Annotated in this window: 14 protein-coding genes; 2 read left to right on the forward strand and 12 right to left on the reverse strand. The window is 45.3% G+C overall.

Annotated features, from left to right (window positions below; translation table 11 throughout):
- The first annotated feature begins 5 nt into the window (after positions 1 to 5).
- The gene (locus tag QE357_RS02605; protein WP_232793739.1) at positions 6 to 809 is read left to right on the forward strand and encodes a porin family protein; all 804 of its coding nucleotides are present in this window, start codon (positions 6 to 8) and stop codon (positions 807 to 809) included.
- A 79-nt stretch (positions 810 to 888) separates the two neighbouring features.
- Here QE357_RS02605 and ftsZ read toward each other — a convergent pair whose 3' ends face one another.
- From ftsZ to QE357_RS02645, 8 genes are all read right to left on the reverse strand, one after another.
- Positions 889 to 2373 (reverse strand): cell division protein FtsZ, encoded by a 1485-nt coding sequence (ftsZ, locus tag QE357_RS02610; protein WP_309705618.1) that lies wholly within the window; start codon positions 2371 to 2373, stop codon positions 889 to 891.
- 160 nt (positions 2374 to 2533) lie between these two features.
- Complete coding sequence (gene ftsA, locus QE357_RS02615) at positions 2534 to 4087, reverse strand: cell division protein FtsA (RefSeq protein ID WP_106636665.1); 1554 nt, start codon at positions 4085 to 4087, stop codon at positions 2534 to 2536.
- A 251-nt stretch (positions 4088 to 4338) separates the two neighbouring features.
- Entirely contained in the window at positions 4339 to 5088 is a 750-nt protein-coding gene (locus QE357_RS02620) for an FtsQ-type POTRA domain-containing protein (RefSeq protein WP_309705623.1), read from the reverse strand.
- Positions 5089 to 5243: 155 nt separating this feature from the next.
- The gene (gene murC / locus QE357_RS02625) at positions 5244 to 6650 is read right to left on the reverse strand and encodes a UDP-N-acetylmuramate--L-alanine ligase (protein WP_309705625.1); all 1407 of its coding nucleotides are present in this window, start codon (positions 6648 to 6650) and stop codon (positions 5244 to 5246) included.
- A 105-nt stretch (positions 6651 to 6755) separates the two neighbouring features.
- A complete protein-coding gene (murG, locus tag QE357_RS02630) occupies positions 6756 to 7859 on the reverse strand; it encodes an undecaprenyldiphospho-muramoylpentapeptide beta-N-acetylglucosaminyltransferase (RefSeq protein WP_106636668.1) in 1104 nt (367 codons plus the stop codon).
- 113 nt (positions 7860 to 7972) lie between these two features.
- Positions 7973 to 9202 (reverse strand): FtsW/RodA/SpoVE family cell cycle protein, encoded by a 1230-nt coding sequence (locus QE357_RS02635; RefSeq protein ID WP_106636669.1) that lies wholly within the window; start codon positions 9200 to 9202, stop codon positions 7973 to 7975.
- Positions 9203 to 9340: 138 nt separating this feature from the next.
- On the reverse strand, positions 9341 to 10141 hold the full coding sequence (locus QE357_RS02640; protein WP_106636670.1) for a serine O-acetyltransferase: 801 nt from the start codon (positions 10139 to 10141) through the stop codon (positions 9341 to 9343).
- A gap of 80 nt (positions 10142 to 10221) precedes the next feature.
- Positions 10222 to 11067, reverse strand: a complete 846-nt coding sequence (locus tag QE357_RS02645) for a hypothetical protein (RefSeq protein ID WP_309705632.1) — start codon at positions 11065 to 11067, stop codon at positions 10222 to 10224.
- A 41-nt stretch (positions 11068 to 11108) separates the two neighbouring features.
- On the opposite strand from QE357_RS02645, the gene QE357_RS02650 reads away from it, so the two are divergent.
- Positions 11109 to 12287, forward strand: a complete 1179-nt coding sequence (locus tag QE357_RS02650; protein WP_106636672.1) for an AI-2E family transporter — start codon at positions 11109 to 11111, stop codon at positions 12285 to 12287.
- Here QE357_RS02650 and QE357_RS02655 read toward each other — a convergent pair.
- The 4 genes from QE357_RS02655 to purD form a co-directional block, all read right to left on the reverse strand.
- Complete coding sequence (locus QE357_RS02655; protein WP_309705635.1) at positions 12277 to 12900, reverse strand: LON peptidase substrate-binding domain-containing protein; 624 nt, start codon at positions 12898 to 12900, stop codon at positions 12277 to 12279. The genes QE357_RS02650 and QE357_RS02655 overlap by 11 nt on opposite strands.
- 54 nt (positions 12901 to 12954) lie before the next feature.
- Positions 12955 to 13419 carry a gliding motility lipoprotein GldH gene (locus QE357_RS02660; RefSeq protein ID WP_309705638.1) on the reverse strand — a complete coding sequence of 155 codons (465 nt, stop codon included), beginning with the start codon at positions 13417 to 13419 and terminating at the stop codon, positions 12955 to 12957.
- 42 nt (positions 13420 to 13461) lie between these two features.
- On the reverse strand, positions 13462 to 14667 hold the full coding sequence (locus QE357_RS02665; RefSeq protein ID WP_309705640.1) for a regulatory iron-sulfur-containing complex subunit RicT: 1206 nt from the start codon (positions 14665 to 14667) through the stop codon (positions 13462 to 13464).
- 88 nt (positions 14668 to 14755) lie between these two features.
- Complete coding sequence (purD, locus tag QE357_RS02670; protein WP_307141931.1) at positions 14756 to 16033, reverse strand: phosphoribosylamine--glycine ligase; 1278 nt, start codon at positions 16031 to 16033, stop codon at positions 14756 to 14758.
- Between the last annotated feature and the right edge of the window lie 11 nt (positions 16034 to 16044).

The following is a 16044-nucleotide window of genomic DNA, read 5'->3' on the forward strand; positions in this document are numbered from 1 at the left end:
AACGTATGAAGCGTAAGCTACAAGCGAATAACTTTTTGAAGTCAACAGATGTCCAATCTGTGGTTTTATACATTAGTAAAGCCGTACCCAATCCTCAGAAGCTTCCGCTCTGGATTGCTCTGCTGGGGTGTACGCTAATGGTTCAGAAAACCTTCGCTCAGAATACGCTTTACAAGCGGAAGCACCTGGAGTTTTATGACGACAAAATGGTGCATTACGGTTTCTTTTTTGGCGTACCGAATACACGTTTTCAAATTAAACATAACGAGGCCTATAATAGCCCTCCTCAGGATTCAATCCGTTCGATGAATACACCCAACTCGATTGGCTTTCGAATGGGTTTCCTGATGAACGTTTACATGAGCCCCCGGCTGGATTTTCGTTTTTCACCCTTAACGATTTCCATTTACAGCCGTCCGGTTGACTATACGTTTGTTAGTGGGAAGGAACAGGAACTCATTCGGGAATCGACTTGGGTTGAGTTTCCGTTTATGTTAAAGTATAAATCCATTCGTCGGGGGAATACACGAATGTATGCGGTAGCCGGGTTTCGGGCGGGGCTGGAAGCCAACGTGCGGAGAAGACAGAATATCAATCGGGGTAATGGACAAATGTCAACGAAGTCGGCCGATTTTGCTGTGGAATATGGAGTAGGGTTGGAACGCTTTTTCGAATACTTCAAATTTACGCCGGAGTTACATTTCTCGCATGGCATTGCCAATATGATTCAGCCCAGTAATTCCATTTATAACGCCGGAATCCGCCGAATGACTACGCATACCGTAACACTTTACCTGATGTTCGAATAAGAGCTGTTAGATAAAAGGCATACAAAAAAGACCCCTCAGAAAGCTTTCTGAGGGGTCTTTTTTGTATGCCTTTTGATGACTAATCGTTCAGATTGTAATGATTAACTTTTTCACCTCGTAAAATAACGGCCAGATCAGCCAGAGGGATATTTTGCCGAATGTACGCGGGCGTTTCCAGATCCGTTTCCCAACCCTGATCGTGGTGATCCAGTTTGGTAATGAATTCCTGAATCATGCGTGCATTCGTAACCGAAGTATCTTCTTCCCGCCAGATTTCTTTTTCCAGCGTCTTTACGTCTTCTTCCAGCGTAGTGGGTTCGGGAAACTCGAAAATGGTTTCTGCTTCCGTCAGGGCTTCACTTTCGGCTTCGGTTGAACCAGCAGTAACGGGATTATTAAAAGACGCCTGAGGCGTTTTATCCTGTAAGTAACTTCCGTAGCCGTACGAAGGTGAACTATTGGTAATGGGTGTAGTTGGCTTGGCAGAGCTACCCTGCGAGTTACCTGGGTTCGATGGACGTGACGCAGGTTGCTGAATCAAAGGTTCATCAATAGGACGCTGATAAACCGAGTTGCCGGGTAAATCAAAACCTGCCGCAATGATGGTGAAACGCATGGCTTTACCCAGGCTTTCATCAGGGATAGGGCTGATTTTCAGCAGTCGGGCTTTTCCTCCAATTTTATCCTCAATGTACTTCGTAATAGCCTTTTGCTCCATCATCCGCATCGGATTGTCTTTGCTATACGAAATGGTAATCAGGATGCGTTTCGCACCTTTAATATCACGATTATCAAGCAAAGGTGAACTTAATGCTTCTTCTACGCAGGTGACGGCACGATCTTCTCCTTCGGCACTGTACAGACCAATTACGGCTTGTCCGGCACCTTTGAGGATCGTTTTTACGTCATTCATATCGGAGTTGATCTTACCCGACTTGGTAACGATCTCAGAGATACAGCGAGCGGCGTTGGCTAAGACGTCATCGGCTTTTGCGTAGGCGTCGTCAACGGTCATGTCAGGATACAGCTCAAGTAATTTTTCGTTCAGAATCACTACTACTGTATCGCAATACTTTTGCAGTTCACGAATCCCTTCGCGAGCCTGCTCAATTTTATCTTCTCCTTCATCATCAAAAGGAGCCGTAACAATGGCTACTGTCAGGATGTTCAGATCATTGGCAATACGGGCAATAACCGGAGCGGCTCCCGTACCGGTGCCTCCGCCCATACCCGCAGTAATGAATAACATCTCGGTGTTATCTTCGAGTACTTTCCGAATTTCGGCTTCACTTTCTTCTGCTGCTGCCCGACCCTGAGCGGCATCCATACCAGCTCCAATTCCTTTTTGGTTAACCGTTTGATTACCCAATTGAATTTTATAGTCAATAGGACTTTCGTCGAGAGACTGACGGTCAGTATTACAAACAATGAAGTCTACGTCTCCAATATTTTGGTTAAACATGTGACGGACTGCATTACAGCCACCACCGCCTACACCAAAAACTTTGATGTACGAACGAAAGTGCTTAACGGAGCTAAAGGAATAATTATGGTCAAGAAGCATATTTTAAGGTTGGTTACGTAAAACTGAGTAAGGCAGACTCAGTTTCGTACTAAGTTAGCTTGAGGACTTATAGTAAAAATGAGTATAAGCTTAGGTATAAAGTATAGGTGGGGAAAAAGAGAAACTCAAACGGCTTATAAATGGGCCGTTTGAGTTTTTATTATACTGTTTTGGGTTCCCAGCTATCAGGTCGCTGGCCACCCCTTGATTCAAATTCGTCTCTGAAAATGGCTTTATACCAGGAATTCAGGTCCATTCGTAAACGCCACCATTTCCACTCCTGCTCGTTTTCTGGCTGATCCTGCTCTTTCGAGGGTTCCTGAGGAGCTACGGGTTCAGGCGTTTGGGGTCTGGGTGGATTGGAATAACCGCCACCCCCATTGGAGTACCCACCTCCATTGTTAGTGCCGTTACTAGTGGGTTGTGGGCTATGATGCTGGCTCGTAGAATAGGTATGTGGAATATGTTGAACCGGAGGCTGGACAGGACTTGGCACTGACACCAGCGATTCATACAATTCATCACGAGGATCCAGTGAACGGAAGCCTAAGCGAACCAGACCCAGAGCCGTCGCATACGACAGGTTATTGGTTGCCTCCGGTTTCTGTTTATTGAAACCCTGATTAGGCCGGCCTACCTGTACGTGCATACCCGTAACTGAGCGGAATACGTCCTGAATACTATCCAGACGTGCACCACCACCCGTTAACACTATACCCGTTTTAATTTTGCGTTCGTAACCTGCGTGGCGAACCACAGCTGCTACGAACGTAGCAATATCTTTTACGCGAGCCTCAATAATGACGGCTACGTTTTTCAGAGATACATTTTTGGGAGGAAGGCTTTCCAGTACATTCGGTACGGCAACAACCTCATTGATGCGAACTTCTTTGTGCGTGGCTGTTCCAAATCGTAACTTCAGATCTTCCGCTACGTTTTCTGAAACGTCACAACCCACTTCAATATCCTTAGTGATGGATTTACCACCAACGGGGAATGAAGCTACGTAACGAACAAGTTCGCCTTGAACAATAACTACGTCGGTTTTACCGGCTCCAATGTCCACCAGAACGGCTCCGTGCTCTTTTTCCTCATCGCTCAGAACGGCCATAGTAGAGGCCAGAGAAGACAGGTAAACGTTTTTAGGAGGAACGTGTAAGCCCGCCCAGTCCAAACTTTTCAGTAAGGTACTGAGGGGTTTTAAGGGCATGGTAATCACCTGAAATTTACCCCGCAGGTGCGTTCCCGTTACCCCAACAATGTGATAATGTTCTTCCGAATCTCCGTCAACGCTGTATTCCTGAGGTAGTACGTGGAGAATGGCCGATCCATCAATTTTAGTACGGCCTACACTACCCAGTAAACGCTGTAAATCGTCATGACGAACCTCATCTCCCTCCGATACGTAATCGCGGGAAATATCGCTGACTTTAGGTATACAGGTAACCTGATGACTGGCTACACTGATGAAATATTGATTGGGAGTAACACCAGCCTGCTCAATAGCCTCGGCTAATGCTTTCTTTATAAACTTACTGACAAAATCAGGGTTAAGGATAGCTCCTTTCGTGACAAGATTTTTGAATTTCTTGTCCTTGAATTCAACCCGACTTACGCCACGCACGTCCAGCTTGTCGTCGTGATCTTTCTGACCGATCACCACGCAGACTTTTGTCGTTCCTACATCAATCCCGCAAACAATCTTTTTCTCCATACGGCACAGCTTTAGGGTTGATTGGTGATAGTATTCATCAACTTAGCCTAACTATTATTGGTATCCATAAAAGGATGTAAATCCGATTATAGTTTAAAGTAATAAAAAAAATCGGGCATTGACTAGTAGAAAGCTTTCCTTATTACTCAGAAATAAGAAAATAGTTGCCTAAAAGACAGCCCACTAAAGTAAAAAAGCTTTCTAAAATTAGTCAAAATAAATTTACTACTAGCAAATATTAGCAAAGCCTTCTAAGGGGTGGCTATTGCGAGGCTGTCTGCTGTTGCCCGCGTGCAGACTACCTGATTTTTATATTTTACGCTTACTCTGGAAAAGCTATTCCAGCCCCGTAAGGGTAAAATATTCCGGAAGAATAAATTTATCTTCTGGAATTTAATGTCTCTCGAACTTGCTGAGCCAAATTCAATGGGCGTATCACCCACTTGCGGCCACATCGTAATTTCACCCTTTTGGTCTACCTCCACCCATTCAATCTGGGCTTTCCACAGAGAATCCTGATCAATGGCTCTGACCAGATTCAGCAGAGCCGTGTCCTGAGGAGCCTGTAAATGATTCTTACGATCAAAATAAGGACCCGAAATTAATAACACACGAGCTGTATATCGCTCCGACAAAGGCATAAAACGACCTTCTTCGTTCAAATACTTATCTAAGCCGTTGTCCGGTAAATCAGGCTGAACCAAGCGGGCAACGGGCCGATGCGTTTCTACGCGTACTTCTAGCCAACCCCGCAGGTTTCGGGAAATCTGGCAGTCTTTTACCAAAGGACTAGATTCTACCCGATTTTCCAGAAAGTTCAGATCAATCTGATCGAACGGTCTTCCTTCCAGCGGCTTTTTGCCTGACTCTGATAATAAATTACGTATATCCTGCTGTGCTAACAAAGGCAATTGCTTCTGCTCATCATTGAACACAATACTAACCTTTTTACAGGATTGGGAAGCATACCATTTTTCGGCGAAAATCACCAGAAGAACCATAACTATGATTCCCAAAACGGCCTTCACCCAGTTTCTTAACCGAAAGATAGAAAACTTCTCCAAGTCCTTAGGGCCTGATTTTCAAAATTTATCGTGCGGTGCAGCGATTAGGCCCTTTCGGGCGTTTGCTGACCTTTATTTCAATGAGAAATAGATCATTTCCCGGCAATCTGACCTTCCAGATAGAATCGTATGGGGTCAATCAGGGTATCTATATCTCCCGCTCCAATCGTTACCAGAATTTCAATCGGAATAGTCTTCAGTACCTCTAAAACATTGTCTTTCTGACAACGAATTTTTTCAGCACTGGTGATCTTTTCAAAGATAATTTCCGAGGTAATTCCAGGAATGGGTAACTCCCGGGCTGGATAAATATCGAGCAATATAACCCGGTCTGCCAGCGATAACGATTCGGCAAAACCTTCCTGAAAATCCCGGGTACGAGTAAATAGGTGTGGCTGGAAAATGGCAGTCACGTTTTTCCCCGGATATAATGCCTTTACTGATTTCAGAAATGCTTCCACTTCCGTAGGGTGGTGGGCATAATCGTCAATATAAATGGCTTCAGGATGTTGTAAATGATATTCAAATCTTCGCTTTACGCCCCGGTACGAATTAATACCCTCCCGAATTTCTTCGGGCGAAAGCCCAGCTTTTAAACAAACGGCAAAAGCCGCTACTGCGTTTTCGGCATTATGAAAACCAGGCACCAGCAGGGCAATGTCTTCACAAATTCCTTCTGGATAAACAATTGAAAACTTGAACCGATTGTCAGCAATTCGACAGTTTTCAACGTGAAAGGCTCCGGCTTCGAAACTGTATGTACGAATCTGAGCCCTGGTTTGATTGCTCAACGACAAACCATTTCTTAAAAATAAAGTCCCTTCGGGCTTAATCTGACTTACAAAATCACCAAAAGACTTTAACACTTCTTCGCCGGAGCCGTAAATATCCAGGTGATCCGCATCCGTTGAGGTAACGATTGCCAGATCGGGATGGAGTGTTAAAAAACTACGATCAAACTCATCTGCCTCCACCACGCACAAAACGTCACGTAAGTGTTCAGTGGGGTCGTTCAGTAAAAAATTAGTATGGTAATTCTGGGTTATTCCGCCTAAAAAAGCTGCTACATTTCGTCCGCTATGCTTCAGAATATGAGCAACCATAGAAGAAGTGGTCGTTTTTCCGTGCGTTCCCGCTACGGCAATCAGAAACATTTCTTCGGTTAATAAACCCAGTACCTGCGAACGCTTCAGAATGGTAAATCCATGTTCGCGGAAATAGGCCCACTCGGTATGATCCTTAGGAATAGCGGGCGTTAATACTACCAGCGTATCTTCTGAATTTTTATAGGTATCGTCAATTTGCGAAACGTCGTCCGTAAAATGAATGGCAATGCCTTCCTGCTCTAAAGTGGCCGTAAGTCGGGTCGCTGTTTTATCGTAACCCGCTACCTGGTAGCCATTTACATGGAACCACCGGGAGATGGCACTCATTCCAATTCCTCCAATACCGAGGAAGTAAATAGACTTATACGAGCGAATCGGCTTAGACTGGGTCATGTAATGAACTGAAATAACCTTTAAAAGAGACTCTGAGATTTAGTTTTTGTTTACACTAATTTAAAAAAAAACTCAAAGTACTGATTAACAGATAGGTAATAGGATTTATTGAGAAATTAACTTCAAAACTTCCTGTGCGATTTGCCTGGCAGCCTGCGGTTTAGCGAGCGTTTTAATGCGGTGGCTCATGATCTGAAGTTTTTCGGGATTCTTTACGAGCTCCAGCGTTGTGGGAATCAGGGTTTGACGAGCTTCGGAGTCTTTCACCAGAAGACCCGCATTTTCCCGAACCAGAGCTAGAGCATTTTGGGTTTGATGATCTTCAGCGGCAGTTGGTAAGGGAACAAAGATGGCTGGTTTTCCTACCAGACATAACTCTGAAATAGATAACGCCCCTGCTCGTGAAATGACTACACTCGAAGCAGCATAAGCGTAAGGCATCTGGTTGATAAAATCAGAAACCCAGATACGGTTTGAACCGATAGACTTGACCCGTTGTCGGGCCTGGTCGATATATAACTTGCCGGTTTGCCAGATAATTTGATACCCCGCCGCGAGTAATTGCTCCAGCCCGGCATCAATGCTCTCATTGATCGTACGGGCTCCCTGGCTGCCGCCAATGATTAATAACGTAGGAACCTGTGGAGAGAGGCCTGCAAAATACTCCCAAACCTTCGGATCGTCTGAAGAAATACTACCAATATCGCTTCGTACCGGATTTCCCGTCATAACCAGTTTGTCAGCCTGGAAAAACGATTGCATCGAAGGGTAGGCTACACAGATTTTACTGGCTTTTTTGGCCAGAAATTTATTGGTAATCCCTGCGTATGAATTTTGCTCCTGAATCAGGTAAGGGATACCAGCCATACTGGCGGCTAGCAGTAAAGGACCACTGGCATAACCGCCGACCCCAACGGCAGCATTAGGCTTGAAATCCCGGATAATCTGACGTGCAGCCAGAAGGCTTTTCGCTAATTTCAGTGGAAAACCAAGGTTAGCAATCGGATTTGAACGATTGATTCCCGCAATATCCAACCCCACAATCTGGTAACCTGCCTGCGGCACTTTTTCCATTTCCATGCGGCCATTCGCTCCGACAAAAAGAATTTCTGTCGAGGGATCATTCTCCTTTAAAGCGTTGGCAATAGCAATGGCCGGGAAAATATGCCCGCCTGTTCCACCTCCACTGATGATGATGCGTTTTGACACGTCGTTTAACTGCTAATAATTACTAAAAAAAGACTTATTGATAATAGATAATCGTTCAGCCTCAGTAAAATTCTCACAAAAAAACAACGTGACGCCTGATAAGTCAATAGGAATTAAGCGGCAAGAGCTTCTTTTCCAATGACTTTTGCTGAATTCGCTTCTGCCGCTTCCCGACTAACGCTTAAAATAGCTCCGATGGAGATACCCGTAAAGAGGAGCGAAGAGCCACCCCAACTAATCAGTGGAAGGTTTTGACCCGTTACCGGAATGAGCTGGACGGATACGGCCATGTGTACCAACGCCTGTATGACCAAACTGAAGGCAAGACCCGCCGCCAGAAAATAACCAAAGGCCTGGCCACTTTCAATCTCTGCTTTTTTCAGCTTTCGGAATGCCACGTATCGAACGCTGCGATACAGTAAAAACAGATAAAGTATTAGCGTGAAAACGCCGCCCAGAAAGCCCCATTCTTCAATCAGAATGGCATAAGCAAAATCCGAATAAGCCTGCGTCATAAAGTTTCTCTGAAGACTGTTACCGAGGCCACGACCTACCCAGCCGCCAGAAGCCACAGCAACCAGACTGTATTCTTCCTGCGAATCAATGCGACGATCTTCGGGAGTCAGACGCTCGGGAGGCCTGATTTTCTGAATCATTTGAGACACCACGTTGGTCGGACGACTAAAACGGCCTTCCCAGGTTGTTCCTCGGGAACCCAACGCATACGCGACACCAAGGGCAATCGCTCCAGCTAGGGTGAGGTAAAATAGGTAACGAAGGGGTACTTGGCCAATGAACATTAATAACCAGCAGGGAGCCATTAATAACAAGGCCGCACTACCGGAGTTCAGGGCCAGTAAAAAACTTAGGAATCCGCTCCAGAAAATGGGGGGGACGAACACCAGTGGGTCCCGATAATTTGCCTTTAAACGCTTGGCTAGCATGGAAGCCAGATTCGCAATTAGAGCGAATTTGGCTAAATCGGAAGGCATGAAACCCGAAAAAAACGGAATAGGCAAAGCCCGCTTGGCTCCCCCACTTTCAATGCCCCAGAATTGCACCAGAATTAACAACAGAACGGAGAGATACAGCAAAAATCTGGAAAGGCCGGAATACATACCAAAGGGGAGGCGATGGCAAACCAGAATGATTCCCAAACAAAGGGTTAAACTCCCTAAATGTTTGAATAAGAATGACTCTCGACCGGGAAGGTGTTGAAACGCATAGGTTCCCCGGGCGGAAAAAACGACGATAGTACCAATGGCCAGCAGGGCAAATACAATGTTCCAGATGGCACGGTCACCTTCCAGACGAAAAAAAGCACGGATTCGTTCGAGTGTCATAAGTACTACAGAGGAAGGCTGAATGATGATTTGTTTACAAATGTAAATTATTTACAATTGGAAATAAAAATATAATGTATAAAAAAAGCTTCAACCTTGAATTTCACAAGATTGAAGCAAAAAATAGGTAGAAATGTTTTAGCCCTTGATTAATACCTGTTCCTGATGGTAAATCTTCGTGTAAGGTTTAATGCTATGGGTTAACCAGACATTACCTCCCACAATGCTATGATGGCCAATCACGGTTTCGCCGCCCAGAATTGTCGCACCGGAATAGATAACTACGTCGTTTTCAACCGTTGGATGGCGTTTTTGGGAAGCCAGTTCTTTACTTACGCTTAACGCTCCAAGGGTAACGCCCTGATATAACTTTACATTTCTGCCGATTACGGTCGTTTCTCCAATCACAATGCCGGTGCCGTGGTCGATGAAAAGATATTCGTCAATTTCGGCGGAAGGGTGAATGTCGATACCCGTGCGGGAGTGGGCAAATTCCGTTAATACCCGAGGTAACAGCGGAATATTCAGATCATAAAACGCATGAGCAATGCGATAAAAAGCAACCGCATAGAAGCCGGGATAGGCCCGTACGATTTCGTATTCGCTCGTGGCAGCCGGATCTCCTGAAAGAATTGCTGAAACATCGGTGCGGAGCAAATGATAAATTTCTGGAATCTTCTCGATAAACTGAGCTGACACATTCGACGGAGAATCAGGCAAATGACTGTGCATGGATTGAAGCATATCCGTTAAATCCCTTTCCAGGCGGATGAAAGCTTCTCCCAGTTTATCGACTGAGTGATAATGAATCTTGGTTTGTTCGGGAAACAGTAGCAGAATCAGGCGGGTAACTAAACGGGCTACCGCTGACGTAGGCGGAAACGAATCCGTAGTAGAGTGAATCTTATGCAAAGTTTCCAGAAAGTCGCGGGGTAACATGTAAAGCTCGTTTATACAAGTGTAGCAATCAATAACTTTTGAAATCTATTAGACTATTCTAAAACGCATGAATAGGTTCCTTAGCGTCGGGTTATTTTGTAGATTTTACCTTTTTCATTCGTAACTAATAAATCATGATTGGTTACGAAAACCAGTGCTTCTACCTGACCACGTCCAATTTTTAGACACGAAAGTGGATGTTTAAAATCAATTTTTTTCTCTTCAATCGCAAAGAAAAATACTTTTCCGTAGGTAAGCACTGCGAACGTTTGCTGGTCGGGACTAATATCGGCGGCCGTAATCATTCCATTCAGTCGAATGCTGTCTTTGAGTATTGCCGTATAATCACCCGCCCGGGCGGGTAGGGTATAAAGTTTGGCGGTAGGTTTTCCCCAGTTTTTGGAAAAGAGGTACAAGCTGTCGTTGGCAAAGAAAAAAGCTTCGCAGTCAAAGTTTTTTTCGGACTTCTGCGGCGGAAAATCCTTTTGGTCAGGGTAATGGTATGTGATTTTTTCAGCTTTAGTTGAGGAATGAGAATCGGAGACTTTATAAATGCATAAATCCTTACGCGTGTTGGTATTATTACCCGTATCACCGATGTAAATGTTTCCCTGTGGGTCACGACTCAGTTCCTCCCAGTCTTTGTTCTGAAGATCGGGTAGAGCCCAGGTGTAGAGTAAATTACCTACCGAATCTACCTCATAGAGTTCAGGTTTTCCGCCAGAATCATTATGCGTCCAGAATGTGGGTTTACCCGAAGCCGTTGCCAGACCGGAATTTTCATTAGCCACGGCTGGCATATGGCCTACCTGCTCGATGCGATACTGTCGTTTGGCTCGCGAGAATCCATGGCGATGGCGGTCGGACTGGCAGGAGCAAAGACTCGTTTTTAACCCAAAAAGAAACAAAAACAATTTTGTAAGCATACCTAAAATAAGAGTTCAACCTTTTGAAGTACGAATGTACTATGAATTCAGAATCTACTTTCCCTTATCCGATTCGATTAGCCGCTAGTTTGATTTGCGTCTTACTGATTATCTACGGGTTATACGCCCTGCAAGGCATCGTTACGCTGATGCTGTATTCGCTGCTACTGGCGATGTTACTCTTTCCCTTATGCCGTAAGCTGGAAAGCTGGAAACTGCCACGGGTCGCGGCCATTTTCGTTTGTCTAGTGGTACTGATCGGTGTACTGGCCGGAATCGTCTGGCTGGTTTCCATGCAGATGGCTAATTTTACAGACGATTTTCCCAAGTTTCAGGATAAAATGAATGCGGTGATTGATCGGGCTCAACGCATGGCTGACGATCAGTTTGGACTGGATAAAACGCGTCAGAATAACGAAATCAAACGGATTACGAATGACGTCTTGCACAACAGCGGAAGCTACATCGGTACGTTTCTATCTTCAACGACTTCAACCCTGGCTGATTTATCACTCGTTCCCATTTTCGTTTTCTTTATTCTTTTATACCGCGATTTCTTCCGAAGCTTTCTCTATAAACTTTTTTCCAAAACCCGTCGCCATCGTCTGGATGATGTCCTGGGAAAAATTTATGTGGTGGTGCAGGGCTATCTAACGGGTTTGGTACTGGTAATTGGCATCGTAGCAGGATTGAATACGGCTGGGTTATTAATTCTCGGCATTGACTACGCCTGGTTCTTTGGAACGTTAGCAGCGGTGCTATTATTAATTCCGTATATCGGCATTTTGGTAGGCTCATTACTACCCACCATTTATGCCCTGGTCACCAAGGATTCTCCCATGTATGCCGTTGGCGTTATTGGGGTCTTTAGCTTCGTGCAAATTCTGGAAGGGAACTTCATTACACCCAACGTAGTCGGTTCGAAGGTAAGCGTTAATCCGCTGGCAGCGATGGTCGTATTGATTATGGGGGGGCAGTTATGGGGAATTTCAGGACTGGTGTTAGCCTTGCCGGTAACGGCTATTATGAAGGTCATTTGTGATCACGTAGACGGGCTGAAACCTTACGGTTTTCTGCTGGGAGACCCAGAATACAGCCGGGAATTAAAACCAACGACCCGGTTACCCAAACTAGACAGTTTGCGAAAACGAAAAGACAAAGTAGAAAAAGCTCTGGCTAACGAAGAGCAACCTCAAAATCAGGAAGATACTAGAAATTAAGCGGATCAAAATTTTTAAAATGGCCGTTCAGCCGGATGCGTTCTTTGGTTCGTTCCAGTTCGTCCATAATCGGCATAATACGGTTTAAATGCCGAAGAATGAATTCCTGACGGGCTACTTCCGAAGGTATTTGAATAAGCTGGTATTCTTCGGCAATGGACAATCCGATTTTGTGACCAATCTGAAAAGAAAAATTGAGCGGAAGCTGATCGAACTCAAAGGAAAGTTGCAGGTGATGGTATAATTCTCTCAGGCGTTCAACTAGGCCGGGAAGGATAACGTGGTTGGGTATGGCCTGCAAAAACTCAACTTCGCCGCCTGCGTACAGTTTGTCCTGAACCGGATTTTGAAACGTAGTAATTCTGAAAACGTCAAGTCCCTGCGTTTGAATGTCCATCCGGCCATCGTCGTATTGCTTTACCAGTTGAACGATTTGGATTGAAGTGCCATAATGCATCACATGATTCGGCAGATAAACCGGAATTCCGAAGGGCTGATTCGAAGCGAGGCATTCGCTAATGAGCTGAATATATCTTGGCTCAAAAATGTGCAGATTTAACGCTTCGCCCGGAAAAGCGACCAGATTCAGGGGAAATAATGGAAGGAAAGGCATAGGTTCAGGGTACGGGGCTTGGGTGGACAAAGGAAGTGAACCTTTCCTGACTTTTCAGGGATTGGTTTCTACAGTAAGTCCCACATTCTGAATTTCAGGCAGTGGATCCTGACGCATATACTGTTCTACCTTAAACGTGTACGAACCCGCTTTGGAGAAACGTAAGTTTTTGATAGCTAAAAACTTATGGTCATAAATATCTCCCAATCCGTTTCCGGTCGGTTTGCCCGTCGTCGGATTTGCCAGTATTAACTCATCCAGATTACGTTCAATCGTTTTTCCATCAGGCCCCGTCAGTGTACGGGTAACGTAAAGGTTGTAATAGGGATAGGATTTTGTATTACGAAGGTTATAGTACAGGTTATAAGTCTTCGTAGTATCCTTAATTTCAAACGTAAAGCTAGGAACCGTCTTAATGGGCCATTTCGCGTCCTGTAAATCAATATTATCCTTGAAAACGGCATTCGTTTCACAGGCAGTCAAGGAGACCAGAGCGAGAAAAAAGAGAAAGATTCGCATAAGAATGAAAGTCCCGGAGACGATTCATCTCCGGGAGCAAAATCATTTTTGAGAACGTCCCTGATTGGAGTTACCTCCGCCACCAGAACGCTTTTTCTTATTTTTAGGAGCAGGACGATTCTGTGCCTGGAATTTCTTATCCATCCGCACCAGATCGCTATTAATGCCCGAGGATTTGGGTTCGGCCACTGGTATTAATTCCAGTTCTTCAAAATTGGCTGGAATAATTCCACGGTTATTCAAAGCTACAATTTTCATTACCTGCGGAATGGCAACCGGATACCAGTTGTCATCGCCCCGGAAGCTAAACCACATGATTTTACGGAAAATATCCGTTTTAATCAGATTGGCTTCGCCTTTCTGAACTCTTAACGGCGTTTCCAGCGTAGGAATATCCCGCAGAGCGTCGATGTAGGTCTCCAGCTCATAGTTGAGACAACATTTTAACCGTCCGCACTGACCGGAAAGTTTAACTGGATTGAGCGAAAGGTTCTGATAACGAGCAGCTGAGGTAGTTACGTTTTTGAAATCTGTCAACCACGTAGAGCAGCAGAGTTCCCGACCACAAACGCCAATACCACCGATACGAGCGGCTTCCTGACGCAGACTAATCTGCTTCATTTCAATCCGCACCTTGAACTCACTAGCCAGAACTTTAATAAGCTCCCGAAAGTCTACGCGTTCATCCGAAGAGTAATAAAACGTAGCTTTCGTTCCATCAGCCTGAAACTCAACATCCGATAACTTCATGTTGAGTTTCAGCTCTTTCACAATCTCGCGGGCCCGGTACATCGTAGGCAAATCACGAGCAACACTCTGCTCATGTTTTTCGATATCCTTTGAGGTGGCCTTGCGGTACACCTGACGAATTTCGGGGTCTTTAATTCCTCGTTTGACAATCTGTAAACGAACCAGCTCGCCCTGAAGCGAAACAAAACCCAGGTGATGACCGCTTTGCATTTCAACTACTACCGGATCGCCCGTGTAGAGTTCAACCTGAGCCGTATTACGGAAATATTCCTTCCGACCCCCTTTGAACTTCACTTCAACCAGGTTACTCCGTTGATTCATTGGCAAACCTAAGCCCGGAGCTTCCATATCCGACAGCCAGTCGAATACGTTCATTTTATTACAGCCACCCGTTCCACAGGCTCCATTGTTTTGACAACCTGATACGGAAGTGGCATCTTTATTCCCCTTGGTACGGATGCTTCCACAGCCACCCGTTCCACATGATGCACATCCCATTTTTGTATGTAGAATTTTTGAATGATAGAAAGTTTGAACGCGACTCCCGAGAGAGCTTTCATTCATTCAGGTATTCTACCATCCAAAATTATAAAAGATCGAGGCCGATGTCCCGTCGGAAGTACTTGCCTTCGTATTGAACCGCAGCCGCCGCCATTTGCGAACGCTGGCGGGCTTCAGCAATGGACGTGCCCAGAGCCGTAACGGCCAGTACACGACCACCATTAGTTACTACCGCACCCGTTTCGGAATGCTTGGTTCCGGCGTGGAAAATAGTAGTATAATTTTGTTTTTCAGGTACTTGGATAATGTCACCCTTTCCATATTCACCCGGGTAACCACCCGCTACAACAACGGTAGTAACGGCTGTTTTGTTGGAAACGGCGAAGTTTACATATTTCAATTTGCCTTCTGCAGCGGCTTTTAAAATCACCAGCAGATCTGAATCAATCCGGGGTAACACTACTTCCGTTTCCGGATCGCCCATACGGCAGTTATACTCAATGACGTAAGGGTCTCCATTAACGTTCATCAGACCAATAAAAATAAAGCCAACGTAACGAATCCCTTCCGCTTTCAGTCCAGCCATGGTAGGACGAACAATTCGTTCCTCTACTTTTTTCTGGAAAGCATCGTCTGAGAAAGGTACGGGAGAAACGGCCCCCATGCCTCCGGTATTAGGGCCTGTGTCGCCTTCACCAATGCGTTTATAATCTTTGGCCTCAGGCAGAATATGGTAATGTTCGCCATCGGTCAACACGAATACCGACAACTCGATTCCATGCAGGTATTCTTCGATTACTACTTTGTGAGAAGCGTCACCAAACTTGGCTTCCACGAGCATCTCGCGGAGCGTAGTCTGAGCTTCTGCTACGTCAGCAGCAATGATAACGCCTTTGCCAGCAGCTAAGCCATCGGCTTTCAGAACCAGCGGAAACTGTTGTTGGGTGATATAGTCTAGCCCTTCTTCCAGCGTTTCTTTCACGAAAGTCCGTGAAGCTGCGGTTGGAATCTGGTTCTTAACCATGAAGTTTTTAGAAAAATCTTTCGATCCTTCTAATTGAGCCCCTTTACTATCAGGACCCAGTACTAACACTTTTTTGAGGTCTTCCCGACTCTCAAAATAATCACGGATGCCCCGAACCAGCGGTTCTTCGGGACCCACAATCACCAGTGAGATATTGTTTTCGAGGACAGCAGCAGCAATGGCTTCAAAGTCATTGACACCGATGGATAAATTGGTTGCTAATTGAGCCGTCCCGGCGTTTCCGGGAGCGACAAATAACTTTTGACACAAAGGACTCTGGGCGATTTTCCAGGCAAAAGCGTGCTCGCGGCCGCCAGATCCTACGATGAGAATGTTCATCGGATAATTTT

Origin of the sequence: Siphonobacter sp. SORGH_AS_0500 (genome assembly GCF_031453245.1) — a bacterium.
Classification (GTDB): Bacteria; Bacteroidota; Bacteroidia; order Cytophagales; family Spirosomataceae; genus Siphonobacter.

Coding starts and splice junctions, on each gene's coding strand:
- QE357_RS02605 (WP_232793739.1), top strand. CDS start 6: ATGAAGCGTAAGCTACAAGCGAATAACTTTTTGAAGTCAACAGATGTC.
- ftsZ (WP_309705618.1), bottom strand. CDS start 2,373: ATGCTTCTTGACCATAATTATTCCTTTAGCTCCGTTAAGCACTTTCGT.
- ftsA (WP_106636665.1), bottom strand. CDS start 4,087: ATGGAGAAAAAGATTGTTTGCGGGATTGATGTAGGAACGACAAAAGTC.
- QE357_RS02620 (WP_309705623.1), bottom strand. CDS start 5,088: ATGGTTCTTCTGGTGATTTTCGCCGAAAAATGGTATGCTTCCCAATCC.
- murC (WP_309705625.1), bottom strand. CDS start 6,650: ATGACCCAGTCTAAGCCGATTCGCTCGTATAAGTCTATTTACTTCCTC.
- QE357_RS02635 (WP_106636669.1), bottom strand. CDS start 9,202: ATGACACTCGAACGAATCCGTGCTTTTTTTCGTCTGGAAGGTGACCGT.
- QE357_RS02640 (WP_106636670.1), bottom strand. CDS start 10,141: ATGTTACCCCGCGACTTTCTGGAAACTTTGCATAAGATTCACTCTACT.
- QE357_RS02645 (WP_309705632.1), bottom strand. CDS start 11,067: ATGCTTACAAAATTGTTTTTGTTTCTTTTTGGGTTAAAAACGAGTCTT.
- QE357_RS02650 (WP_106636672.1), top strand. CDS start 11,109: ATGAATTCAGAATCTACTTTCCCTTATCCGATTCGATTAGCCGCTAGT.
- QE357_RS02655 (WP_309705635.1), bottom strand. CDS start 12,900: ATGCCTTTCCTTCCATTATTTCCCCTGAATCTGGTCGCTTTTCCGGGC.
- QE357_RS02660 (WP_309705638.1), bottom strand. CDS start 13,419: ATGCGAATCTTTCTCTTTTTTCTCGCTCTGGTCTCCTTGACTGCCTGT.
- QE357_RS02665 (WP_309705640.1), bottom strand. CDS start 14,667: ATGGGATGTGCATCATGTGGAACGGGTGGCTGTGGAAGCATCCGTACC.
- purD (WP_307141931.1), bottom strand. CDS start 16,033: ATGAACATTCTCATCGTAGGATCTGGCGGCCGCGAGCACGCTTTTGCC.